The sequence below is a fragment of the Gordonia paraffinivorans genome (assembly GCF_900683595.1).
Taxonomy (GTDB): domain Bacteria; phylum Actinomycetota; class Actinomycetes; order Mycobacteriales; family Mycobacteriaceae; genus Gordonia; species Gordonia paraffinivorans.
Window position 1 is genome coordinate 682,113 of record NZ_CAACYD010000005.1, and the last position, 24,311, is coordinate 706,423.

Here is a 24,311-nt window from a genome sequence, read left to right on the forward strand (position 1 = left end):
GCGAGCCTACTCCCGGCCGTCCGGGGATCGACCCGCACGAGGCGTCCCGCGCGCACCGGCACCCGTCTCGACCTCGCGGGCGCGGGAGACGAAGCGATGCAACGCCTCTGGGACGGCCGCCGGGTGCACGTGCAGATACGACGCGTGGACCGACGCGGTGACGATCCCGTGGGTGGTGGCGCGCCCGGCCGCGTCGCGCCACGCCCACGCCGGGGTGGTCTCGACGTCCGGGGCGACGGCCACGGTGCTGCGGTGGAACTCGTGGCCGGTGACCCGCTCCCCGGCGCGGAACAGCACCGAGTCGGCCACCGCGACCGCGTCCCGGTAGCCGAGGGTCAGCGTCGGTCCGAAGTGCCCGGTGAGTTCGAGGACCCCGCTCATCGGGTGTCCGTCGAGCTGCGCTGCGAGGTAGAGGAGCCCGGCGCACTCGGCGTGGATCGGGCGGCCGGCGGCGGCATGCGCCCGCAGGTCGGCGCGCAGACCGGTGTTGGCGGAGAGCTCCTCGGCGTGTTCCTCCGGGAAACCGCCGCCGATGACGACGCCCGCGGCGTGCTCCGGCAGGCGGTCGGTGAGCGGGTCGAAGGTGACGACGTCGGCACCCGCCGCGGTGAGCATCTCGGTGTGCTCGGCGTAGCCGAACGTGAAGGCGGCGCCGCCGGCGACGGCGACGACCGGCCTCGCGGGGACGCCGGCGGGATCGGCATCGGCCCCCTCGCCGCCGGGTGTGGCAGATGCCCCGGGCGAAACGGCGGCCGCGGGCGACCACGGTTGCGCGTCGGCGACCGCGCGTCGGCGGGCCGCGGCGACGATGGCGGGCAGGTCGAGTGCCGCGCCGAGATGCCCGGTCATGGCGTCCACGGCGGCGACCGCCTCCTCGGTGCGCTCGGCGGCCGGGATGAGGCCGAGGTGCCGGGACGGCACGGCCAGGGACGGGTCGCGGCGCACCACGCCGAAGACGGGCAGGCCGACGCGGTCGCAGGCCTGCCGGAGCACAAGTTCGTGGCGCGGCGATCCGACGCGGTTGAGGATGACCCCGGCGATGTGCACGGACGCGTCGTAGGAGAGGAAGCCGTGCAGCACCGCGGCGAGCGACTGACTGTGACCGGACCCGTCGACGACGAGCACCACGGGCGCCCCGAGGATCGTCGCCACATGTGCGGTCGACCCGAGTCCCAGCTGGTCCGACCCGCCGGTTCCCGTGCCCGGGGCATCGGTGATCCGGCCGTCGAACAGGCCCATCACCCCTTCGACGACCGCGATGTCGGCACCCGTCGCACCGTGCGCGAACAACGGTGCGATCAGGTCCTCGCCCACCAGGTTCGGGTCGAGGTTGCGGCCCGGGCGGCCCGCGGCGACCGCGTGGTAGCCGGGATCGATGTAGTCGGGCCCCACCTTGAAGGGCGCGACCCGGTGGCCGGCGGCCCGCAGCGCCCCGATGAGTCCCGTGGTGATCGTCGTCTTCCCGCTGCCCGACGACGGGGCGGCGACGACGATCGCGGGAGTCGTCACCACTCGATGCCCTTCTGCCCCTTGCGCCCGGCATCCATCGGGTGGGCGATCTTGCGCATCTCGGTGACCAGGTCTGCGGCGTCGACGAGCGCCTGCGGCGCACGCCGCCCGGTGATGACGACGTGCTGGCGCCCGGGCCGCCGGGACAGCGTGTCGACGACCTCGGCGGTGTCGACCCAACCCCAGTCCAGCGGATAGGTGAACTCGTCGAGCACGTAGAAGTCGTGCTCGGCCGCATCGAGACGCCGGGCGATCTCCGCCCAGCCGGCGCGGGCCGCGGCCGCGTGGTCGTCGGCGTGGTCGGTGTTGGCGCGCAACCACGACCACCCCTGCCCCATCTTGTGCCATTCGACGGGACCGCCGACCCCGGTGTCGGTGTGCACCTTGCCGAGGGCGAGCAGGGCCGACTCCTCCCCGACCTTCCACTTGGCGCTCTTCACGAACTGGAAGACCGCTACGCGCAGGCCCGCGTTCCAGGCCCGCATGGCCATGCCGAACGCGGCGGTCGACTTGCCCTTGCCGTCGCCGGTGTGGACCGCCAGCACCGGCTGGTTGCGGCGCTGCCTGGTGGTCAGGCCGTCGTCGGGTATCGATTCGGGAACCCCGCGGGGCACGTCGTCTCTCCTTCGTCAGGGGTGGTCAGGCCGCACCGCGGCTCAGGGCGCCGGCGGTCAGCTCGTCCATGGTCAGCACGCCCGCACCCAGGTGTCCGGCGAGTTCGGCGGCGAGTCCGAGGCGCACCATCCCCTGTTCGCAGTCGACGACCACCGACTCGATGCCACGACGCCGGATGGAGGCCGCGGCGGCACGGGCTCGCGCCGGGGCGTCGCGTCCGGCGGTGGCGCGTCCGTCGGTGAGCACCACCAGCAGCGGACGCCGGTGCGGTTCGGCCCGCAGTCGACGCTCGATCACCTCGCCCGCGAGGAGCAGCCCCTCCGCGAGCGGGGTGCGCCCGCCGGTGCGCACCTCGGCGAGTCGGCGCACCGCGACGTCGACCGACTTGGTGGGCGGCACGGCCAGGGACGCGGTCGTCCCGCGTGCCACGACCACGGCGACGCGGTCACGGCGGGTGTAGGAGTCCCGCAGCATCTCCACGGACAGGTCCGCGACGGCGGCCAGCCGGCGGCGCGCGGTCATCGAACCGCTGAGATCGACGACGAAGACCACGAGGTTGGACTCCTGGCCGATGCGCTGGGCCGCACGCAGATCGTCGGCGCGGACGCGAACCGGTGACGGGTCCGTGGCGACCGGCCGGGTTCTCCCGGCCGCGGCGAGCACGGTCGCGAACAGGTGCACCGGAAGGCCGGCCTCGAAGTCGACGGCTCGGGTGGTGAGTCCGCGACGGCTGCGCGCCTTCGACCTGCGGCCGGGTTCGCCGTCGCCCACCCCGGTCAGCGCCAGGGCCCGCATCCGCTGCGCACCCGCGCCGCGCGCGGTCCCGAATGCGGGTCCGGCCGATGCCCCGATCTCGTTGCAGCCGGTCTCGTTGCGGCCGGTCTCGTCGCGGTCGGTCTCCCCGGCGGGCGCAGCGCTCCCGGAGTCCGCCTGCGACCGTTCCGGTCCGTCGCCGGCCGGTGCGCCACCCGGCCCGTCGCCGGGTCCGGGGTCATCGGGTCCGGGGTCATCGGGTCCAGGGTCATCGGGTCCAGGGTCATCGGGTCCAGGGTCGTCGGGTCCGCGGTCGTCCGGGACCGGCCCGGCGGCCTCCTGTCCCGACCGCATGGCGTCGTCGAGTTCGTCGGCCGACAGTCCGGACTCGTCGAACGGGTTGCGGCGACGCCGGTGCGGCAGGGCGAGTTCGACGGCCGCTCGCACGTCCTCCTCGGTGACCTCGGCCGCGCCGCGCCAGGCAGCATGCGCAGCGGCGGTCCGGGCGACGACGATGTCGCCACGGAGGCCGTCGACGTCCAGATGGGCGCAGACCCCGGCGATCCGGCGCAGTTCGCGAGTCGGCAGGGCAACCTCGCCGACTGCGGCACGAGCGTCCCGGATACGTTGTGCCAGCTCTTTTTCCGCGTCAGCGAAGGCAGCGGCGAAACCTGCGGGATCGGCGTCGAAGGCCATGCGGCGCCGGACGACCTCGACCCGTTCGTCGAGATCCTTGCCGGCGGCGACGTCGACCGCGAGACCGAATCGGTCGAGGAGCTGCGGCCGCAACTCCCCCTCCTCCGGGTTCATCGTTCCGACGAGGACGAAATCGGCTTCCTGCGTGTGGGATACGCCGTCCCGCTCGATCGTGACCCGGCCGCCGGCGGCAGCGTCGAGCAGCACGTCCACGAGGTGGTCGGCGAGCAGGTTCACCTCGTCGATGTAGAGCACGCCGTGGTGCGCCCGCGCGAGGAGCCCCGGCGTGAACTCGGCACGCCCGTCGCGAAGGACCGAGGTCAGGTCGAGCGAGCCGATGACCCGGTCCTCGGTGGCCCCGATCGGCAGTTCCACGACGCGGCCCGACCCGGAGCGATCCCCCTCGTCCGCGATGAGCGGACCGAGCCCGCGCACGATCGTCGACTTGGCGGTCCCCTTCTCGCCCCGGATCAGCACCCCGCCGATGCCCGGCGAGATCGCCGAGAGGATCAGGGCGAGCTTGAGCTGCTCCTGCCCGACCACCGCGCTGAACGGGTAGCGGACGTGGTCTGGCGGCGTCATCATCACTCTCCTGCGTTCTCGCGTGCGGTACGGATCATCGACACATGCGGGATGCCGTCCTCGAGATACTCCTCGCTCTCGGCGACGAACCCGAACTTGCTGTACATCTCGGTGAGGTAGGCCTGGGCCTCGATCCGGCAGGGCCGGTCGCCGACCTCGGCCAGGGCGGTGGTCATCAGTTCGGCCAGCAGGCCGCGCCCCCGGTGGGCGTGAGCGGTGCAGGCCCGGCCGATCCGGTACACCAGGCCGCCGTCGGCAGCCGGCGTCGGCTCCTCCAGGAGCCGCAGGGTCGACACCACCGGACCGTCCGGCTCACCGTCCTCGGTGATCCAGAACTGACGGGTCGTCGGCTCCAGGTCGCGGCCGTCGAGTTCGGGATAGGGACACGCCTGCTCGACGACGAAGACGTCGACGCGTAACCGCAGGATGCGGTACAGGGTCGACGCGTCGATGTCGGCCGAGGGACTGCGGTGCACAACAGAGGTCATGTGTCGTGGTTAGCACATGACGTCTGTTGTCGGCATCAGCCCGCGGCGGCGGGAGAAAGCTCGCTGGCCTCCGGCGCCGCGTGGCGGCCGGTCAGCTTCAGCGACTTGTTGGTCCAGTCCCACACGCGGTGGTACAGGTCGCGGTCGTCGCTGAGCTTCTTGCCGAAGGACGGGATGATCTCCGAGAGCTTCGACGACCAGCCGGCGTACTCGGTCGGGAAGCACTGCTCGAGCACCGACAGCATCGCCGGTACCGCGGTCGAGGCGCCCGGCGAGGCGCCGAGCAGACCCGAGATGGTGCCGTCGGATGCGGCCACCACGGCGGTGCCGAACTCGAGCTTGCCGCCGACGCCGGTCTTGCGGATGACCTGCACGCGCTGGCCGGCGGTGATGAGCTCCCAGTCGGCGCCGAGGGCACGCGGCACGAATTCCGAGAGGGTCTTCACGCGGTCGGCCGGCGACGCGGCGAGCTCGCTGATCAGGTACTTGAGCAGGCCGAACTCCTGCGGCGCGATCGACAGCATCGGCAGCAGGTTGCCGGGCTTGATCGAGGCGGGCAGGTCGGTGATCTTGCCCGTCTTGAGGAACTTGGGCGACCAGCCGGCGTACGGGCCGAACAGCAGGCCCTTGTTGTGGTTGATCACGCGGGTGTCGAGGTGCGGCACCGACATGGGCGGAGCGCCGACCGCGGCCTGGCCGTAGACCTTGGCCTGGTGGCGGTCGATCAGGTCGGGGTTGGTGCACCGGAAGAACTCACCGGACACCGGGAAGCCGCCGAAGCCCTTGGCCTCGGAGATGCCCGACTTCTGCAGCAGGTGCAGCGCACCGCCGCCGGCGCCGACGAAGACGAACTTCGCGTGGACCTGTCGCTTCTCGCCGGTGCGGTTGTTGCGGATCTTGACGATCCAGCTGCCGTCGGACTGCTTGGAGAGGTTGGTGACCGAGTGGCCGAAGTAGATGTCGGCACCCTCGGCGACGTAGTTGAGCAGTTGCTGGGTGAGCGCGCCGAAGTCGACATCGGTGCCCTGCTCGAACCAGTTGACCGCGACCGGCTCGGCGAAGTCGCGGCCGTCGGCCATCAGCGGGAGCCGCTTGGCGAACTCGGCCGGGTCGTCGATGAACTCCATGCCCTCGAAGAGGGTCTGCGGCGCAAGCTTGTCGTAGCGCTTGCGCAGGTACTTGACGCTGTCCTCGCCGTGCACGAAGGACACGTGCGGGATGGGGTTGATGAACTCGGTGGGGTCACCGAGGATGCCGTTGTCGACGGCGTGGGCCCAGAACTGGCGCGACACCTGGAACTGCTCGTTGATGCTGAGCGCCTTGGTGATGTCGACGTCCCCGTCTGCGGTCTGCGGGGTGTAGTTGAGCTCGCAGAGCGCCGAGTGACCGGTGCCCGCGTTGTTCCAGGGGTCGGAGCTCTCCGCGGCGGCCGCGTCGAGCCGTTCGAACAGGCTGATCGACCAATCGGGCTGCAGCTGACGGAGCAGCGCCCCCAGGGTGCCACTCATGATGCCCGCACCCACCAACGCCACGTCGGTCTTGATCACCGTTTTCGACACCTGGACTCCACTTCAAGCTGATCGACGATCTCTTTTCCGGCCATTGTCCAGCATGGCACGTCCCGTCCCCGAATCGCCCTGGTCCAGATGTGGGCTGTGTGACACTTCGGCGGGGCGCTCGGTCACTAAGCTGACCAGCGTGACCGAATCCGCAGGTACCGGCTGGGAGCCCGACCGTCTCCTGGACCGCTATCAGATCCGCACGATCCCTCTCCGCGACGATCCGGACGGGGAGTCGCCGATCACCGCGACCCTCATCCGCAGGTCGGTCGACGAGCACGGCGATGACACCGGCGACACGGGCCCACGCCGGGCCGTCCTCTACGTGCACGGGTTCACCGACTACTTCTTCCACGAACCGCTCGCCGACTTCTTCGCCGACCGCGGCCACGCCTTCTACGCGATCGACCTGCGCAAGTGCGGGCGGTCGCGGGCCGATCACCACACCCCGCACTTCACCACCGACCTCGCGCGCTACGACGAGGAACTCGGCCTCGCGCTCGACGTCATCGCCGCCGAGGTCGGCCCCGACACCCGGATCGTGGTCGCCGGACATTCCACCGGCGGTCTGATCACCGCGTTGTGGCTGGACCGCCTGCGCTCTGAGGACCCCGCCCGGCATCGTCGCGTCGAGGGACTGCTGCTGAACTCCCCGTGGTTCGACCTGCAGGGCGACGCGGTGTTGCGCACCTTCCCCGTGTCGATGTTCATCAAAGCCGTCGCGGCGGTGTCGCCCAAGCGCGCCATCCCCAAGGAGCTGTCCTCGGCCTACGGAGAGAGCCTGCACTCGAGCGCGAACGGCGAGTGGACCTACGATCTCGAGCTCAAACCGCTCGGCGGTTTCCCGGTGACCTTCGGTTTCCTCGACGCCGTGCGCACCGCACAGCGCCGCCTCCACCGCGGCATCGACATCGGCGTGCCCGCGCTCGTGTTGCGCTCGGACAAGTCGCATTTCGCCAAGACCTACTCGACGTCCACCGACCGGGCCGACGTGGTTCTCGACGTCACGCAGATCGCACGCTGGAGCGGCTGCCTGGGCGGCCGGGTCAGCGTCGTGCCCATCCCCGACGCGCGCCATGACGTGTTCCTCTCGATCCGCCCCGCCCGCGAGCACGCCTACGACGAGGTCGACGCCTGGATGACCCAGGCGCTCGACGCCCCCACCCCGAACAGAGAAGAGAACGCACTATGACCGCCACGCAGGTCGTGGACCTGGCCATCATCGGTTCCGGCAGCGGCAACTCGATCCCCGACGACCGTTTCGCCGACACCTCGATCGCCATCTTCGAGGAGGGCGTCTACGGCGGCACCTGCCTGAACGTCGGCTGCATCCCCACCAAGATGTTCGTCTACGCCGCGGAGGTCGCCGAGATCGCCGCGCACGGCGCGCGTCTCGGGGTCAACGCGAGGGTCGAGTCGGTGGACTGGCCCGGCATCGTCGAGCGCGTGTTCGGCCGGATCGATCCGATCTCGCAGGGCGGCAAGGAGTATCGCGTCGACCGCTGCGACAACATCACCGTGTACAGCTCGCACGTCGAGTTCGACGGCACCGACGACGAGGGCCACTATCGCCTCGTGACCGCCGACGGAGACACGGTTCTCGCGAAGGATGTGGTCCTGGCTGCGGGTTCGCGTGCGGTGATCCCGCCGGTGATCACCGACAGCGAGGTGCGCTACTACACCAACAACGACGTGATGCGGCTGCCGGAGCTCCCCGAGCGACTGGTCATCGTTGGAAGTGGTTACATCGCAGCGGAATTCGCGCACGTCTTCGGCGCGCTCGGCACCAAGGTGTCGATCATCGCGCGCGGCCCCGCACTGTTGCGCAAGCAGGACGCGGACATCTCCAACCGGTTCACGCAGATCGCCAGCGACAAGTGGGATGTGCATCTCGAAACCGGGATCGAGGCCGCGGAGAACATCCCCGGCGGCGGAGTGCGCCTACACCTCACCGACAGGGATGGCATCAGGTCGCAGCTCGACGCCGACGTGCTGCTCGTCGCGACCGGCCGCAAGCCCAACGGCGACCGGCTGAACCTGTCCTCGATCGGCGTCGACCTCGACGACGAGGGCCGGGTGCGGTGCGACGAGCACGGGCGGACCGCGGCACGCGGCGTGTGGGCCCTCGGTGACGTCAGCTCGCCGTACCAGCTCAAGCACGTCGCCAACCACGAGCAGCGCGTCGTGCAGGCGAACCTCCTGAAGGGTTGGGACGCCGACGATCTCGCATCCTTCGACCACCGGTTCGTGCCTGCCGCGGTGTTCACCCACCCGCAGATCGCGTCGATCGGCCTGACCGAGGACGAGGCCCGCGCAGCCGGCCACGACATCACGGTGAAGGTCCAGGCCTACGGCGACGTCGCCTACGGCTGGGCGATGGAGGACACCACCGGCTTCTGCAAGGTCATCGCCGAGCGCGGCACCGGCCGGATCCTCGGCACGCACATCATCGGACCGCAGGCGCCGACGGTGATCCAGCCGGTCATCCAGGCGATGTCCTTCGGCCAGACCGCCCTCGAGGTCGCACGCGGCCAGTACTGGATCCACCCGGCGATGCCCGAGGTCCTGGAGAACGCGCTGCTGGGACTGGAGATCTGACCGACCGTCAGAAGATCGTCGAACGCAGCGCGATCTCGCTGGCGAGCGCGGCGGGCGCCTTCTGCGGGATCCAGTGGTCGATCCCGGAGAGCACGCAGAACCGGAAGTCGGAGTAGGCGTACCGCCCGCTCGCCTCGGCCTGCTCGCGGCCGAGAGCAGGGTCGGAATCGCTCCACACCAGGGTCGTCGGGATCTCCACCGGCGGGCACGCCATCGTCGCCTTGATGTCGCCGGCGAAGTTGGCGCGATACCAGTTCAGCGCCGCGGTCAGTGCGCCCGGCTCGCGCAGCGGTGCGAGCTCCTCGGCGGTCACACCCGCCTTCCTCAGCACGGCGCCGTCGTCGGCCAACAGCCTCTCCTCGGCACCCTCGGCGATGAAATCCTTGATGTAGGAGGATCTTTCGCGTTGGTCACTGGCCGCGAGCGCGTCGCGCATCGCCGACGGGTGGCCGGTGCTCGCGACCACGAGGCCGGTGAACCGGTCGGGGTACTTGCCGGCGAGGTGCCAGGCGAGGATGCCGCCCCAGTCGTGCCCGACGAGGATCGCGTAGGCGATGCCGAGCTCGTCGAGCACGCCGATCACGTCGGAGACGAGGTGGTCGAGGTGGTAGTCCTCGACGGCCGGCGGGCGGGCGCCGGGGCTGTAGCCGCGCTGGTCGAGCACCACCGTGCGCAGCCCGGACTCGTGCAGGCGCGGGAGGACGGCATCGTAGCAGGTCCCGTTGACCGGGAATCCGTGGAGCAGCAGGACCCAGGGTCCGCGCTCCGGGCCGGAGATCCGGACGTCGAAGGTGAGGCCGTCGACGGTCACCTGACGCTGTTCTTCTGTCATCTGGCCACGATAGCGCCTACGCACGGGGCCGGTAGGGCTCCAGATGGTGGCGGATCAGCGAGGTCGAAAACGTCGGACCATGGGCGATGAGGTCGGTCACAGCGTCGAGGTCGAGGTGTGTCTCGACGAGGTCGGCCATCAGGTCGACCTGGCGACGACGTGCCGCGGCGAAGTCGGTGTCGGCGGCGACGGCGAAGTCGGAGCGGCCCGACTCGGCCGCCACCTCGGCGAGCAGGGAGCGCCGGAACTCGTCGCAGGCGAGCAGCCCGTGCCAGTGCGTGCCGCGAACCGGGCCGCGCCGGGCGCCCTCGCCGCCGAGCTCGTCGTCGGTGATCCAGGTGTCCTCCGCCGACTCCCCGACACGCCCGTGGCGGATCTCGTAACCGTGGATGGCCTCTCCCCCGGGCCCGGTGCCGGTCGCCTGGCGCAAGGTCTTGTCGGCGCCGAACTCGATCGTCAGGTCGAACAGGCCGAGACCGTCGACGCGGCCGCGCCCGGACTCCACCGGATCGTCGATGGTGCGGGCCAGCATCTGGAAGCCCCCGCAGACGGCGACGACCGGACCTCCCCGTTCCGCGCGTGCGGTCAGGGCCGCGGCGAGGCCCCGCTCGCGCAACCACGCGAGGTCGGCCACGGTCGCACGGGTGCCGGGCAGCACGACGAGGTCTGCGGCCGCGACGCTGCCCGGGTCGTCGACCCACGTCACGTCGACGCCGGGTTCGCACGCCAGGGCCTCGACGTCGGTGGAGTTGGAGATGCGCGGCAGGCGGATCGCGGCGACGCGCAACCGGCCCGCCCCGCCGGCGCCGGAGTCCGAGCGCGGACCGATGCGGCGCCCGACCGGGGCGGCGAGCGAGTCCTCGGCGTCGAGCCACAACTCGTCGGAGTACGGGATCACGCCCAGGGTCGGACGGCCGGTGAGCCCGCGGAGCTGTTCCAGTCCGGGCTCGAGGATCGACCGGTCGCCGCGGAACTTGTTGATCACGAACCCTGCGATGAGCGCCTGGTCCTCGTCGCCGAGGACCGCGGTCGTCCCGAACAGGTGGGCCAGGGACCCGCCCCGGTCGATGTCGGTGACGAGCAGCACCGGCAGCCGCGCGGCCTGCGCGAGGCCCATGTTGGCGATGTCGCCGTCGCGGAGGTTGATCTCGGCGACAGATCCGGCGCCCTCGCAGATGACGACGTCGAAGTCGCGACGCAACGAGTCGAGTTCCTCGACGACGACGCGACGCAGCCGCGACCGCCAGGCGACGTAGTCGCGGGCGCCGACGTCCCCTGCGGGCTGCCCCCGCAACACGACGTGGGAGCGCCGGTCGCTGCCTGGCTTCAGCAGGACCGGATTGAAGCGCGTCGACGGTTCGAGCCCGCATGCGAACGCCTGCAACGCCTGGGCTCGGCCGATCTCCCCGCCGTCGGGGGTGACGACGGAGTTGTTGGACATGTTCTGCGCCTTGAACGGCGCCACCCGCACCCCGGACCTGGCGAGCGCGCGGCACAGTCCGGCCACGACCAGGCTCTTGCCCGCGTCGCTGCTGGTTCCGCCGACCAGCAGCGCGCCGCCCGTCGGACCGGTCTCCCCGCGCGGGGTCACTCGTCGGGCAGGGTGAGGATCTCCGCGCCGTCCTCGGTGACGACGAGGGTGTGCTCGAACTGCGCCGACCACTTGCGGTCGGCGGTCACCACGGTCCAGCCGTCGTCCCACATCTCCCACGCCAGGCCGCCGAGGTTGATCATGGGCTCGATCGTGAACACCATGCCCGGCTCGATGACGGTGTCGACATTCGGCTGGTCGTAATGCAGCACGACGAGGCCGTTGTGGAAGGTCTCGCCGATGCCGTGGCCGGTGAAGTCGCGAACCACGCTGTAGCCGAAGCGGTTCGCGTAGGACTCGATGACGCGGCCGATGACGTTGAGCTCGCGGCCCGGCTTGACCGCCTTGATGCCGCGCTCGGTCGCGATGCGGGTGCGCTCGACGAGATCTCGGACCTCCTGGTCGACGTCACCGGCGAGGAAGGTCGCATTGGTGTCGCCGTGGACGCCGTGGATGTAGGCCGTGACGTCGATGTTGACGATGTCGCCGTCCTGGATGACGGTCGAGTCCGGGATGCCGTGGCAGATCACCTCGTTGAGCGAGGTGCAGCACGACTTCGGGAAGTCCTTGTAGCCCAGCGTCGACGGGTAGGCGCCGTGGTCGATCATGTACTCGTGCGCGATGCGGTCGAGCTCGTCGGTGGTGACGCCCGGCGCGACCGCCTTGCCGGCCTCGACGAGAGCGTTCGCCGCGATCTTGCCCGCGATCCGCATCTTCTCGATGGTCTCCGGGGTCTGCACCCACGGCTCGTGTCCCTCGTTGACCGTCGGCTTCCACGCGTACTCCGGACGCTCGATGTGGTCGGGGACGGTCCGGATCGGCGTCGGGGTACCTGGCGTGAGGGCACTGCGAACTGGCATGTGACCACCTTAACCGTGCGCCGGGGTGGGCCGGTGTGCGGTCAAGAAGGCGAACTTAAGTAAGCTTTGGCTGACCAAAGTGTGCCGCTGATGGCGCAGAAGAGGATTCGAAGGTGGTGACGGTGAGTTCGTCGAGCAGATCGGTGCGAACCCTACTGGTTCTGCTCGTGACCACCGTCGTCGCGCTGGCCGCCTCGGCGTGCTTCGTCACGCCCATCGAGCAGGAGCGCGTCTCGCCGACCGCGCACCTGCGCAACGGCCCGCAGACGGCGGAGCTCGCGACCACCGAGATCACCCCCGTCACCACGAATCCGACTCCGCGCCTGCCGGTCACGGTCGACTCCGTCCGCTACGGCGAGGTGGAGGTGACCGATGTCAGCCGGATCGTCGCCGTCGACGTCAGCGGCACCCTCGGCAGCATCGTCTTCGCGCTCGGCCTCGGCCCGAACGTGGTCGGCCGCGACACCGCGACCGCGTTCCCGTCCGCCGCGGGACTGCCGATAGTCACCAACCGCGGGCACTCGCTCAACGCGGAGGCCGTCCTGGCACTCGACCCGAGCATCATCCTCGTCAGCGAGTCGACGGTGCCGGCCAACGCCGTCGACCAGATCCGCGATTCCGGCGTCACCGTCGTGGTGTTCCCCGCGACGCGCGACCTGGCGTCCAACGACACCCTGATGCGGTCGGTCGCACGGGCGCTCGGCGTCCCGGCCGAGGGCGAGAAGCTCGTCGAGCGCACCAACGAGCAGATCGACGCCGCCCGCGAACTCGTGCCGAAGCCGTCCGGCGACCCGACCATGGCCTTCCTCTACATCCGCGGCAGCAACCTGCTGCTGCTCGCGGGCCCCGGTTCCGGCGTCGACGACCTGATCACCGAACTCGGCGGCCGCGACGCCGGCGCCGAGGCCGACCTCACCGGCGCGTTCACCGCGGTCACCGCCGAGGCCATGATCCACGCCGACCCCGACGTGATCATCGTCATGACCGAGGGCGCGGCGACCGTGGGCGGGCCCGAGGGCGTGCTGAAACTGCCCGGCATCGCCGAGACCGAGGCCGGGCGCAACGGCCGCGTCGTCCAGATGGACGAGACCAAGATCCTCACCTTCGGACCCGACGTAGGCCTCGTCCTGGCCGCACTGGCGAAAGCGATCTACGTATGAGCGCCTCCGTGACGACGAAAGAGACACCGGCGGCCGCGCCTGCGCCAGTGGGAACCTCGCACAAGGTCCGCAACAACGTCGTCGTGACCGTGATGGTGGCGGCGACCGCGGTGCTCGCGATCATCTCCGCCGGCATCGGCCAGGTCCACGTCCCGCCCCTCGAGGTGCTGGGCAGCATCGCCCACCACTGGCATCTCGACATCGGGCCGCTGCCATCGCATCCCAACGGCGAGGGCGCCCTGTGGAACGTGCGGTTCCCGCGCATCGTGCTCGGCCTGTTCGTCGGCGCGGCCCTCGGCGCGGCCGGCTGCCTGTTGCAGGGCGTGCTGGCCAACCCGCTCGCCGAACCCAGCATCATCGGCGTCTCGTCGGGATCGGCGATCGGCGCCTGCCTGGTGATCGTCCTGGCCGGCGGCTCGGCGGGAGCCGGCGGCGCCGCGAACAACTGGGCGCTGGCCGGCGCCGCGTTCGTGTTCGGCCTGGTGACCGCAGCGGCGGTCTACGTGCTGTCGCTGCGCGACGGCTCGTCGTCGGCGATCATGCTGGTGCTCACCGGCATCGCGGTGAACGCCTTCGCCGCCGGCGTCATCGCATTCCTCACCTTCGTCGCCTCCACCGCCGCCCGCGAGCAGATCGTCTTCTGGCAGCTGGGCTCCCTGGCGAGCGGCAACTGGAGCGAGATCCTCGTGGTCGCGCCGCTGGTCGTCGTCGGCGTCGCGGCGTGCGTGCTCCTGGTCCACAAGCTCGACCTCCTCGCCCTCGGCGAGATCCAGGCCGCGTCGCTGGGCGTCAACGTGGAGGGCGTCCGTCGCCTGGCCATCGTGCTGACCGCGATCCTCACCGCGGCGGCCGTGGCCTTCGCCGGGATCATCGCCTTCGTCGGCCTGGTGGTCCCACACGTGATGCGGCTCATCGTCGGCCCCAGGCACTCGATCCTGCTGCCCACCAGCGTGATCGGCGGCGCGCTCGTCATCACCGGCGCCGACCTCGCGGCCCGCACGATGGTCGGCGACGCCGATCTGCCGCTCGGCATGTTCACCGCATTGATCGGCGGGCCGGTCTTCTTCATCCTGCTGCGCCGCAGCCGTCGCGCGGGAGCGGGCTGGTGACCGGCGGGCGGCCCGCGACGACGCCGGGCATCGTCGCAGAGGACGTGCGGGTCTCGCTCGGCGGCCGAGAGGTCGTCCGCGGCGTCTCGCTCGAGGTGCACCCCGGTGAGCTCGTGACCCTGGTCGGCCCCAACGGCTGCGGCAAGTCGACGCTGCTGTCGGTGCTCTCGGGAACCCGCAAGCCGTCGGGCGGCAGGGTGCACATCGACGGCCGGGACGTGGCGACCACGCCCCTGCGCGAACTCGCGCGCCATCGCAGCGTGGTGACCCAGCAGAACCGGCTCGACACGCCGTTCACCGTCGCCGAGGTCGTCGCCATGGGCCGCTACCCGTGGCTGCGGACGCCGCGGGCAGTCGACTCCCCGAAGATCATCGCCGACGCCGTCGAGCTGTGCGAACTCACCGAGATCGTCGACCGCCCCTTCGCCCATCTGTCCGGCGGCCAGCAGGCACGCGTGTCGCTGGCCCAGGCGCTCGCCCAGGACACCCCGGTGATGATGCTCGACGAGCCGACCGCGGCACTCGACATCCATCACCAGGAGCAGGTCCTGGAGATCCTGGGCGCCCACCGCGACCAGGGCAACGCGGTGCTGCTCGTCGTCCACGACCTCACGCTTGCCGCCGCCTACGCCGACCGCGTGGCGGTGATGAAGCACGGCGAGCTGCTGGCGGTGGGGCCGACCGACGAGGTGATGACCACCGAACTGCTCACCAGAACCTACGACCACCCGGTCGAGGTGCTCACCCACAACGGGCGGCAGGTCATCCTGCCCGAGCGCACGCCGCGCTGACACCCCAACCCGGCGGGTCACACGCCGTAGCCGGGTCCCAGCGCGTCGAAGAAGTCGCGGGTGACCGCCACCGCGTTGTTGGAGTCACCGCCGCCGACGACGAGCGTCGCGAACGCGATGTCGCCGCGGTAGCCGGCGAACCAGGCGTGCGAGCCGCCGGAGAACTCGGCCTCACCGGTCTTGCCGTACACCGCTCCCCGACCGTCGATCACCGTCGCGGTACCGCTGGTGATCACCGCGCGCATCATCGGCCGCAGCTGGCGGTAGACCTCGGCCGGCATCGTCGGGGTGGGCCCCTCGACGACAGTCGGCTTGTCCAGGATCAGTTGCGGCACAGGCGCCTTCACGCCGTTCGCGACGGTCGCGGCGACCAGCGACAGACCGAGCGGCGAGACCAGGACCTTGCCCTGGCCGAAGCCGTCCTCGCTGCGCGCCACCAGCTCGTTCTCGATCGGCACCGACCCGGACACCGCGTCGAGGCCGGCGATCGAGTACTGCTGTCCGATGCCCATCGCCGCGGCGGTGTGTGCGAGGTCCGACGGTCCCATCTGGCTGGCCAGCTTGGCGAAGGTGGTGTTGCACGACGAGGCGAACGCCTGCAGCATCGGCACCGCGCCGAGCGAGAAGCCGTCGTAGTTCGGGATCAGTCGCGGACCGATCTGGATCTCGCCCGGGCAGGGAACGATGGTGTCCGGGGTGGCCATCTTGCGGTTGATCGCGGCGGCCGCGGTGACGATCTTGAACGTCGAACCGGGCGGGTACAGGCCCGTCGTGGCGATCGGACCCTGCGCGTCGGCGGCCGGGTTCTGCGCGACCGCGAGGATGCGCCCGGTGGACGGCTGCACCACCACCATCGCGATCTGGAACCGGTTGGTGGCGTTGACCGCCCGCTGCGCCGCGGTCTGCACCGTGCGCGACAGGCTCAGCGAGATCGCCGGCGACGGATCGGGCGCGTGGTCGGCGAGGACGTCGGCGTCGAGTCCGTTCGGGTTCACCGACACGACCCGCCACCCGGCGCGTCCCGCGACCTCGCCGTCGACGACCTTCTTGACCTCGGTCAGCAGCGCCGGGGCGAACTTCGGGTCCTTGGGGACGAGTTCGGCCTGCTCGTTGGTGACCACACCGGGAATGGCGAGCCGGTCGCGCAGGCGGTCGAACTGCGCGTGGGTCATCCGCGCGAGCGGGTACTGCCGGCGGTTCGAGGTCACCTGCTCGGTGATGGCCTGCTCGTCGAGATCCGGGTTGAACCCGCGCAGCACCGCGACCGCGGAGGTGACCGAGTCCGGGATCGAGGCACCCTGTTCGGCGGCCTCCACCGGATCGAAGTTCACGCCGACCACGGTGCCGTTGACCATGACCTCCGAGCCGTCGGACTCGTTCACCGTGGCGCGCGGCGCCTCGATGATCTGCAGTGAGAGTCGTTGGTCGGCACCGAGTTTCGGATGCACTGCGGTCGAGGCCCACAGCACCGCCCAGCCCTGGTCGACACGCCCCATCCGCAGGGCGGTGTCGTAGGACCACTCCCGCCCGCGCGGCAGCGTCCAGGTGTAGGCGACCTGGACCTCGGCGGTGTCACCGGTGACGCGGACCCGGCCGGCCTTCGCCTCGAGCGCCTCTGCGGCCAGACCCGACCATGCCGATTCCATCGCCCGCAACGACGTGTCCGAGGCGTCGGTGAGGCTCGCCGCGGTGTCGAGGTCCTGCTGGGAGTAGGCCTCGAGGAACCGTTCGGCCGCCCGGCGGGGGCCGTCGTCCTCGGACGTCGAACACCCGACGGTCGCCGCGATCAGGACAGTGCAGATCGCGACGATCACCGCCGGGGTCCATCGGATTCGCGTGCGCCACATCGCGGTCGAGTCTATGGCCGCGGCACCCGATCGCCGGGACGCCACGCGGGCGCAGCGGATGTGACCTGCCCGGGGCGGACACCCGGCGCGGGCGGATCAGTCCACGAGCACGGTCGCGAACGTGCCCACCTGCGTGAACCCGATCCGCTCGTACACCGCGCGCGCGGTGGTGTTGAAGCTGTTGACGTACAGGCTCGGCAGCCGGCCCTGTGCCGCGACGGCATCCGCGACGGCGGCGGTGCCGCCCATCCCGAGCCCCTCCCCGCGCCGGTCCGGGGCCACCCACACGCCCTGGATCTGCCCGACGCGCCGGGACATCGAACCGATCTCGGCCTTGAACACGACGTCCGGTCCGTCGAAACGCGCGAAGACCCGGTGCGCGGAGATCAGCGAGGCCAGACGCCGACGGTACGACCGACCGCCGTCCCCTGCCGTCGGGTCGACGCCCACCTCGCCGATGAACATGTCGATCGCGGCGGGCATGTACGCGTCGAGATCGTCGAGGGTGACGAGCCGGACCTCGGCGTCGGGCGCGACCTTGGGCGGTCTCGTGAGGGCGAGCAGCGGCTGCACGGGCCGCACCTCGCGGGCGGGCCCCCACACGGGCTCGATCTGCTCCCACATGGGCAGGACGAGCTCGGCGCGCCCGACGATCGACGAACAGGCGCGCGGCGCGGCGACGGCGCGGTCGGAGAAGTGGTCTAGGTCGGCGCGTGCCCCGATGAGCGGTATCAGGTTGGCCCCGGAGAAGCACAGCGACGTCGACGGGTCGTCGGCCGTCCAGAACTCACCGCCGAGCAGGCGCGGGTTGATGCCGTGGGTCTCGAACCGTGCGGCCACCATGCACATCGCCACGGGATCCGAGGCGAGGACGCGTTCGACCGCGGCCGCGTCACGCGCGCCGAGCGGTTTGTCGCCCAGTAGCTTCAGCACCACCGCTCCTCACTTCCCGACCCGGGACTCGCGACAGCGCCCGACGACCTCAGGAGACGGTGACGACCGGAGAGCCGGCGGACGTGCCGTCTCCAGTGTGTCCTGATTCCTCGGCGATCCGCAGCGCTTCTTCGATCAATGTCTCCACGATCTGCGCCTCTGGCACGGTCTTGATGACCTCGCCTTTGACGAAGATCTGCCCCTTGCCGTTTCCGGAGGCCACGCCGAGGTCGGCCTCGCGCGCCTCGCCCGGCCCGTTGACGACGCATCCCATGACCGCGACGCGCAGCGGCACCTCGAGACCTTCGAGGCCGGCGGTGACCTCGTCGGCCAGCTTGTAGACGTCGACCTGGGCACGGCCGCACGACGGGCACGACACGATCTCGAGCTTGCGGGGCCGCAGGTTCAGCGACTGCAGGATCTGGTCGCCGACCTTGATCTCCTCGGCCGGCGGCGCCGACAGCGAGACGCGGATGGTGTCGCCGATCCCCTCGCTGAGCAGCGCACCGAACGCGACGGCCGACTTGATGGTGCCCTGGAACGCCGGGCCGGCCTCGGTGACGCCGAGGTGCAGCGGATAGTCGCACTGGGCCGCGAGCTGGCGGTACGCCTCGACCATGATCACCGGGTCGTTGTGCTTGACGGAGATCTTGATGTCGCCGAAGCCGTGCTCCTCGAACAGGCTCGCCTCCCACAGCGCCGACTCGACGAGCGCCTCCGGGGTCGCCTTGCCGTACTTGGCCAGGATGCGCTTGTCGAGCGACCCGGCGTTGACGCCGATCCGGATCGGGATGCCCGCGTCGCCGGCGGCCTTGGCGACCTCCTTTACCCGGCCGTCGAACTCCTTGATGTTGCCGGGGTTCACGCGCACCGCGGCGCATCCGGCGTCGATGGCGGCGAAGATGTACTTCGGCTGGAAGTGGATGTCGGCGATCACCGGGATCTTCGACTTCTTGGCGATGATCGGCAGGGCCTCGGCGTCCTCCGGACGCGGGCACGCCACGCGCACGATGTCGCATCCCGACGCGGTCAGCTGCGCGATCTGCTGCAGGGTGGCGTTGATGTCGTGGGTCTTGGTGGTCGTCATCGACTGCACCGAGATCGGGTGGTCGCTGCCGACCCCGACCGGGCCCACGAACAACTGCCGGGTCTTGCGGCGCGGGGCCAGCACCGGCGGGGGTCCGGCCGGCATGCCGAGGCCGATCGGCACGGCGTTGGCAGGATTCGGGGCGTTCATCTCGTTCACCTCTGTGAGTCGGGTGTGTGGCTGGCTGGGGTCGGGGTCAGGTGGTATTCGGGGCGGAGGGTCACCACGGATCGATCGGGTTGACGATGTCGGCGGTGAGCGTCAACACCATGAAGCCGGCCATCACCACCACCGCGGCGTAGGTGATCGGCAGCAGCTTGTAGTAGTCGACGGCCGCGCCGGGCGCGCGCCCGAACCAGCGGCGGACCGTGTCGCGGACCTTCTCGTAGCCCACGATCGCCATGTGGCCCCCGTCGAGCGGGAGGAGCGGGATCAGGTTGAACAGGGCCAGGAAGAAGTTGATGCTGATCAGCAGCATCCAGAACATGTCCCAGAGGCCGCGTTCGACGGCCTGCCCGCCGAGCACCGACGCGCCGTAGACGCTGACCGGGGTGTCGAGCGCGCGCTCGCCACCGGTCACCGCGGTCCACAGCGCGCCGATCTTGCCGGGCAGCGACAGCAGCGCGTTCCAGGTTTCGACGACGAGGTCGCCGGTGAAGCCCAGCGCGCCGGGGACGATGGTGAGCGCGTTGTAGTGCAGGATCGCCGGCGGCGCGTCGTAGGCGATGCCGACCATGTTGTACGAGACGCTCTCGGTGGAGCCGTCGGAACCGGTCGCGGTCACCGTGACCGGCTCCGGCGTCATCGTCAGGTCGAGGCGCTCGTCGCCGCGCTGAACGGTGAGCACCACCGGGCCGGTGGCCTCGCGGATGACCGGGGTCAGGTCGGCGGCCTTGTCGACCGGCGTGCCGTTGACGGCGACGATCTCGTCACCGGGGCGCAGGCCGGCGGCAGCGGCGGGGCCGGGACCGGTGCACGGCGAGTTGGTCTGCTTGCCGTCGGCGATGGTGATCGTCGACGAGACGCACTGGGTGGCGGCCACCTTCGCCGGGGTGGGCGGCGGGCTGAGGTCGGGCAGCCCGAAGGTGAGGCCGACGATGATGATCAGGACGAAGCCGAGGATGAGGTTCTGCGCGGGTCCGGCGAACAGCACGACGAGCCGCTTCCAGGGCTTCTGCTTGTACATCGCCCGGTCCTGCTCGTCGTCGGCGAGTTCCTCGTGCGGGGTCATGCCGGCGATGTCGCAGAACCCGCCGAGCGGGATCGCCTTGATGCCGTACTCGGTCTCGCCGCGGCGCGTCGACCAGAGAGTCGGTCCGAAACCGACGAAGTACCGCCGCACCTTCATGCCGGTCGCCTGGGCGGCCCACATGTGACCACACTCATGCCAGGCGATCGACAGCAACAGCGCCAACGCGAAGAGCGTGACACCGATCGCGAAACTCACGTACTCACTCCATCCGGACCACTGGGTTCGACGGCCTGCGCGCCGATCACGACGAGGCCGCGACCAGCGCGGAAGCGCGTTCGCGAGCCCACCGATCGGCGGCGAAGACCTCTTCCACAGTACCTGGCTCGGCACGCCACTGATCCGCCTCGCCGAGCACCTCGCCGACGATCTCCACGATGCGCGGGAAGCGGATCGCACCGGCGAAGAACCCCTCCGCGGCGGCCTCGTTCGCGGCGTTGTAGACCGCGGTCAGGCTGCCGCCGGCCCGGCCGGCCGCGCGCGCGAGCTCGATGGCCGGGAAGACCTCGTCGTCGACCGGCTCGAAGGTCCACGCCGACGCGGTCGAGAAGTCGCACGCCCGCGACGAGCCGGGCACCCGGTCGGGCCAGCCCAGGGCCAGGGCGATCGGCAGCTTCATCGAGGGCGGCGATGCCTTCGCCACGGTCGCGCCGTCGACGAAGGTGACCATCGAGTGGACGATGGACTGCGGATGGACGGTCACGTCGATGTGGTCGTAGTCGACGTCGAACAGCAGGTGCGCCTCGATGACCTCGAGCGCCTTGTTGACCAGCGTCGCGGAGTTGAGGGTGATCATCGGGCCCATCGACCAGGTCGGGTGCTTGCCGGCCTGCTCGGGGGTGACGTCCTCGAGCTGCTCGCGGGTCCAGCCGCGGAACGGACCGCCCGAGGCGGTGAGGACCAGCCGGTCGACCTCGGCCACGGTGCCGGCGCGCAGGCACTGCGCGATCGCCGAGTGCTCGGAGTCCACCGGCACGATCTGCCCGGGCGCGGCGGCGTCGAGCACCAGCGAGCCGCCCGCCACGAGCGACTCCTTGTTCGCCAGCGCCAGACGTGCGCCGACGCGAAGCGCCGCGAGACTCGGGGCCAGCCCGATCGACCCGACGACCGCGTTGAGGACCACGTCGACGCCGTCGTCGGCGGCGACCGACTCGATGAGGTCGACCATGGCGTCCGGGCCGCCGATCACCGGCGCGTCGAGTCGCCGCGCGAGTTCGGCCGCGCGGGCGGCATCGGCGACAGCCAGTCGCGATGCGGGCACCCCGAAGTCGGCGGCCTGCTGCGCGAGCCGGTCGATGTTGCCGCCACCGGCACCGAGTCCGGCGACGGTGAAACGGTCGGGATGTTCGGCGATCACCTCGAGCGCCTGGACGCCGATGGAACCGGTAGAGCCGAGGATCAACACACGTGTGGGCACCCACCCATTCTGTCAGCCGTCCCTGTCAGGGCGCCGGATGCACCGTCAGCTCGCCGGATGCGCCTTCCGCCAGTGCTCGGCGATGTCGATGCGGCGGGTGATCCACACGTCGTCGTGCGACTGCACATGGTCGAGGAAACGCTCGAGCGAGGCCAGCCGCGCCGGACGCCCGACGAGCCGGCAGTGCAGGCCCACCGAGAGCATCTTCGGCGCACCCTCGACCCCCTCCCGGTAGAGCACGTCGAAGGCGTCGCGCAGATGGGCGAAGAACTGCTCGCCGGACGGGAAGCCGCCCGGCGAGGCGAATCGCATGTCGTTGGTGTCGAGTGTGTAGGGCACGACGAGGTGGTCGACGAGGTCGTCGCCGCGCGGCACCTTCACCCAGTAGGGCAGGTCGTCGGCGTAGCTGTCGGCGTCGTAGACGAAGCCGCCCTGTTCGACGACGAGCCGCCGCGTGTTGGGCGAATCGCGTCCGGTGTACCAACCGAGGGGGCGCTGCCCGGTGATCTCGGTGAGCAGGTCGATGCCGGCCTGCATGTGCTCGCGCTCGATCTCGGGATCGACGAGCTGATAGTTGAGCCATCGGTAACCGTGGCAGGCGATCTCGTCGCCGCGTTCGACGAAGGCGGTCGCCGCCTCGGGATTGCGTGCCATGGCCTGCGCGACGGCGAAGATCGTCAGCGGCAGGCCGCGACGCTCGAACGTCCGCAGCACGCGCCACACGCCCGCCCGGGACCCGTACTCGTACATGCTCTCCATCGACATGTGCCGGTTCGGGAACGCCTGCGCGCCGATGATCTCCGACAGGAACGTCTCGCTGCCCGGGTCGTTCTCGAGCGGGTTGTTCTCGCCGCCCTCCTCGTAGTTGAGGACGAACTGCACGGCGATCTTCGCCCCGCCCGGCCACTGCGGATCCGGAGGTGTGGCGCCGTAGCCGATCATGTCGCGGGGATAGTCCTCGGTGCGGTAGTCGGCCAGACAACGACCCGGTCCCGGGGTCAGCCGGAACCCGGACGAGGGCTCGTGCGAGGACGCTGAGGAAGCCATGCGCCGAATTGTGTCACCGAATCGCCGACCGGGCAGGGCCCGCGATAGGGGTGTGCCGCTATGCTGATCGAGAACTACTACCGTTCGTCAGACATCTGACAACCCGCGCTGTGAGGAGTGGCTGTGGCAAGCACCGATGTGGAGCACACCGAGTTCATCGACACCGGCTGGCGTCGCGAGCCCGCTGATGCACCGTCGGCTCGTTTCGGCTGGCACGGAGTGGCCACCAAGACCTTCTACGGCGCCGCGGTGTTCTTCGCCGCCTTCCTGCTGCTGATGTTGATCGGCAACCACAACGGCCGCGTGGAGGACATCTACCTCGTCGTGTTCGCCGTGGGCATCCTGGTCCTCGCGATCCGCGGCTGGTGGATGAGCCGCGGCAAGTGGTCCTGATCCACTTCTGATCTCAAGAAAAACGCCGAGCGCGAGCTGCTCGGCGTTTTCTGCTGTTCGGGAGGTGTCTAGCTAGCGCTCCTCGGCCGCGAGCTGCCCGCAGGCGGCCGCGATCTCCTGGCCGCGGGTGTCCCGGACGGTGCACGACACGCCCTTCGCACGCACGCGCCGGACGAATTCGCGTTCCACCGGCTTGGGGCTGGCGTCCCACTCCGAACCCGGGGTCGGGTTGAGCGGGATGAGATTCACGTGCACGAGCGGACCGAGTGCCTTGCGCAGCTTTTCCCCCAGCATGTCCGCACGCCACGGCTGATCGTTGACGTCGCGGATGAGCGCGTACTCGATCGACACGCGGCGCCCGGTCTTGTCGGCGTAGTAGCGGGCCGCCTCGAGCACCTCGGCGACCGACCACCGGTTGTTCACCGGGACCAACGTGTCGCGCAGCTCGTCGTCGGGAGTGTGCAGCGACACCGCGAGCGTGACCGACAGCCCCTCGTCGGCCAGGCGCCGGATCGACGGGGCCAAGCCGACCGTCGACACCGTCACGTGCCGGGCGGAGATGCCCAGGCCGTCGGGCGCCGGCGAGGTGATCTGACGGACCGCGCCGACCACGCGCTTGTAGTTGGCCAACGGCTCCCCCATGCCCATGAACACGACGTTCGACAGGCGTCCCGGCTCACCGAGTTCGCCGTCGCGCAAGGCCCGCGCCGCCGCCCGCACCTGGTCGACGATCTCCGCGGTCGACAGGTTGCGGTCGAGGCCGCCCTGTCCGGTGGCGCAGAACGGGCAGGCCATGCCACATCCGGCCTGGCTGGAGATGCACAGGGTGTTGCGGTCGGTGTAGCGCATCAGGACGCTCTCGAGCAGGGTGCCGTCGTGCAGGCGCCACAGCGTCTTACGGGTGGACCCGTCGTCGCAGGCGATGTGCCGGACCGGCGTCAGCAGCTGCGGGAAGAGCTTGTCCCGCACGCCCGGACGCGCCGACGCGGGCAGGTCGGTCATCTCCTCGACGTCGCCGTTGAGCCGCGAATAGTATTGCCGGGCGAGCTGGTCGGCCCGGAACCTCGGAAGCCCCAGCTCTGCCAACGCCGCCACGCGACCGGCCCGGTCGAGGTCGGCGAAGTGTGTCGGCGGCCGTCCACGTTTCGGCGCGTCGAACACCAGCGGTAATGAGGTCATCTGGTCATTGTCGCAT

The 24,311-nt window shown here is 70.4% G+C and carries 21 protein-coding genes; 6 read left to right on the top strand and 15 right to left on the bottom strand.

All coding sequences use genetic code 11. The annotated features are described in order from the left end of the window. Positions 1-6: 6 nt before the first annotated feature. Genes E1P53_RS05275 through mqo form a run of 5 tightly spaced genes read right to left on the bottom strand, consistent with a single transcriptional unit; the run spans position 7 to position 6,202 of the window. Complete coding sequence (locus E1P53_RS05275; RefSeq protein WP_131733648.1) at positions 7-1,512, bottom strand: cobyrinic acid a,c-diamide synthase CobB; 1,506 nt, start codon at positions 1,510-1,512, stop codon at positions 7-9. Beyond that, positions 1,506-2,123, bottom strand: coding sequence for a cob(I)yrinic acid a,c-diamide adenosyltransferase (gene cobO / locus E1P53_RS05280; protein WP_131733649.1), 618 nt, complete (start codon positions 2,121-2,123; stop codon positions 1,506-1,508). The genes E1P53_RS05275 and cobO overlap by 7 nt, the downstream gene beginning before the upstream one ends. Before the next feature lie 25 nt (positions 2,124-2,148). Then, entirely contained in the window at positions 2,149-4,158 is a 2,010-nt protein-coding gene (locus tag E1P53_RS05285) for a VWA domain-containing protein (RefSeq protein WP_131733650.1), read from the bottom strand. Continuing rightward, positions 4,158-4,643 carry a GNAT family N-acetyltransferase gene (locus E1P53_RS05290; protein WP_131733651.1) on the bottom strand — a complete coding sequence of 162 codons (486 nt, stop codon included), beginning with the start codon at positions 4,641-4,643 and terminating at the stop codon, positions 4,158-4,160. The genes E1P53_RS05285 and E1P53_RS05290 overlap by 1 nt, the downstream gene beginning before the upstream one ends. A gap of 35 nt (positions 4,644-4,678) precedes the next feature. Next, positions 4,679-6,202, bottom strand: coding sequence for a malate dehydrogenase (quinone) (gene mqo, locus E1P53_RS05295; protein WP_131733652.1), 1,524 nt, complete (start codon positions 6,200-6,202; stop codon positions 4,679-4,681). A gap of 139 nt (positions 6,203-6,341) precedes the next feature. On the opposite strand from mqo, the gene E1P53_RS05300 reads away from it, so the two are divergent. Continuing rightward, positions 6,342-7,394 (top strand): alpha/beta hydrolase, encoded by a 1,053-nt coding sequence (locus E1P53_RS05300; RefSeq protein ID WP_244941114.1) that lies wholly within the window; start codon positions 6,342-6,344, stop codon positions 7,392-7,394. Next, positions 7,391-8,800 carry a mycothione reductase gene (gene mtr / locus E1P53_RS05305; RefSeq protein WP_131733654.1) on the top strand — a complete coding sequence of 470 codons (1,410 nt, stop codon included), beginning with the start codon at positions 7,391-7,393 and terminating at the stop codon, positions 8,798-8,800. The genes E1P53_RS05300 and mtr overlap by 4 nt, the downstream gene beginning before the upstream one ends. 7 nt (positions 8,801-8,807) lie before the next feature. Here mtr and E1P53_RS05310 read toward each other — a convergent pair whose 3' ends face one another. The 3 genes from E1P53_RS05310 to map are packed head-to-tail and all read right to left on the bottom strand — an operon-like array spanning position 8,808 to position 12,083. Continuing rightward, the gene (locus E1P53_RS05310) at positions 8,808-9,632 is read right to left on the bottom strand and encodes an alpha/beta fold hydrolase (RefSeq protein WP_210756467.1); all 825 of its coding nucleotides are present in this window, start codon (positions 9,630-9,632) and stop codon (positions 8,808-8,810) included. A gap of 16 nt (positions 9,633-9,648) precedes the next feature. Further along, a complete protein-coding gene (locus E1P53_RS05315; protein ID WP_131733655.1) occupies positions 9,649-11,223 on the bottom strand; it encodes a cobyric acid synthase in 1,575 nt (524 codons plus the stop codon). Further along, a complete protein-coding gene (gene map, locus E1P53_RS05320) occupies positions 11,220-12,083 on the bottom strand; it encodes a type I methionyl aminopeptidase (RefSeq protein ID WP_006898538.1) in 864 nt (287 codons plus the stop codon). Before map ends, E1P53_RS05315 begins: the two co-directional genes overlap by 4 nt. A 143-nt stretch (positions 12,084-12,226) precedes the next feature. On the opposite strand from map, the gene E1P53_RS05325 reads away from it, so the two are divergent. Genes E1P53_RS05325 through E1P53_RS05335 form a run of 3 tightly spaced genes read left to right on the top strand, consistent with a single transcriptional unit; the run spans position 12,227 to position 15,143 of the window. Next, a complete protein-coding gene (locus E1P53_RS05325; RefSeq protein WP_131733837.1) occupies positions 12,227-13,243 on the top strand; it encodes a heme/hemin ABC transporter substrate-binding protein in 1,017 nt (338 codons plus the stop codon). Further along, positions 13,240-14,352: a FecCD family ABC transporter permease gene (locus E1P53_RS05330; protein ID WP_131733656.1), complete on the top strand. Its 1,113-nt coding sequence runs from the start codon at positions 13,240-13,242 to the stop codon at positions 14,350-14,352. Before E1P53_RS05325 ends, E1P53_RS05330 begins: the two co-directional genes overlap by 4 nt. Beyond that, positions 14,346-15,143 (top strand): heme ABC transporter ATP-binding protein, encoded by a 798-nt coding sequence (locus E1P53_RS05335; protein ID WP_131733838.1) that lies wholly within the window; start codon positions 14,346-14,348, stop codon positions 15,141-15,143. The genes E1P53_RS05330 and E1P53_RS05335 overlap by 7 nt, the downstream gene beginning before the upstream one ends. 17 nt (positions 15,144-15,160) lie before the next feature. On the opposite strand, the gene E1P53_RS05340 is transcribed toward E1P53_RS05335, so the two are convergent. The 6 genes from E1P53_RS05340 to puuE all read right to left on the bottom strand — a co-directional run bounded on the left by E1P53_RS05340 (position 15,161) and on the right by puuE (position 22,723). Beyond that, positions 15,161-16,990: a penicillin-binding transpeptidase domain-containing protein gene (locus E1P53_RS05340; RefSeq protein WP_131733657.1), complete on the bottom strand. Its 1,830-nt coding sequence runs from the start codon at positions 16,988-16,990 to the stop codon at positions 15,161-15,163. A 96-nt stretch (positions 16,991-17,086) separates the two neighbouring features. Then, complete coding sequence (locus E1P53_RS05345; RefSeq protein ID WP_165484396.1) at positions 17,087-17,923, bottom strand: GNAT family N-acetyltransferase; 837 nt, start codon at positions 17,921-17,923, stop codon at positions 17,087-17,089. A gap of 49 nt (positions 17,924-17,972) precedes the next feature. Continuing rightward, on the bottom strand, positions 17,973-19,160 hold the full coding sequence (ispG, locus tag E1P53_RS05350; protein ID WP_006898532.1) for a flavodoxin-dependent (E)-4-hydroxy-3-methylbut-2-enyl-diphosphate synthase: 1,188 nt from the start codon (positions 19,158-19,160) through the stop codon (positions 17,973-17,975). A gap of 70 nt (positions 19,161-19,230) precedes the next feature. Next, a complete protein-coding gene (locus E1P53_RS05355; protein ID WP_006898531.1) occupies positions 19,231-20,457 on the bottom strand; it encodes a M50 family metallopeptidase in 1,227 nt (408 codons plus the stop codon). A gap of 46 nt (positions 20,458-20,503) precedes the next feature. Beyond that, positions 20,504-21,676: a 1-deoxy-D-xylulose-5-phosphate reductoisomerase gene (dxr, locus tag E1P53_RS05360; protein ID WP_006898530.1), complete on the bottom strand. Its 1,173-nt coding sequence runs from the start codon at positions 21,674-21,676 to the stop codon at positions 20,504-20,506. Positions 21,677-21,721: 45 nt separating this feature from the next. Further along, positions 21,722-22,723, bottom strand: coding sequence for an allantoinase PuuE (puuE, locus tag E1P53_RS05365; RefSeq protein ID WP_181954805.1), 1,002 nt, complete (start codon positions 22,721-22,723; stop codon positions 21,722-21,724). A gap of 123 nt (positions 22,724-22,846) precedes the next feature. On the opposite strand from puuE, the gene E1P53_RS05370 reads away from it, so the two are divergent. Beyond that, entirely contained in the window at positions 22,847-23,116 is a 270-nt protein-coding gene (locus E1P53_RS05370; protein ID WP_131733659.1) for a DUF2631 domain-containing protein, read from the top strand. Between the two features lie 72 nt (positions 23,117-23,188). On the opposite strand, the gene rlmN is transcribed toward E1P53_RS05370, so the two are convergent. Further along, a complete protein-coding gene (gene rlmN, locus E1P53_RS05375; RefSeq protein ID WP_006898526.1) occupies positions 23,189-24,295 on the bottom strand; it encodes a dual-specificity RNA methyltransferase RlmN in 1,107 nt (368 codons plus the stop codon). Positions 24,296-24,311: the final 16 nt, after the last annotated feature.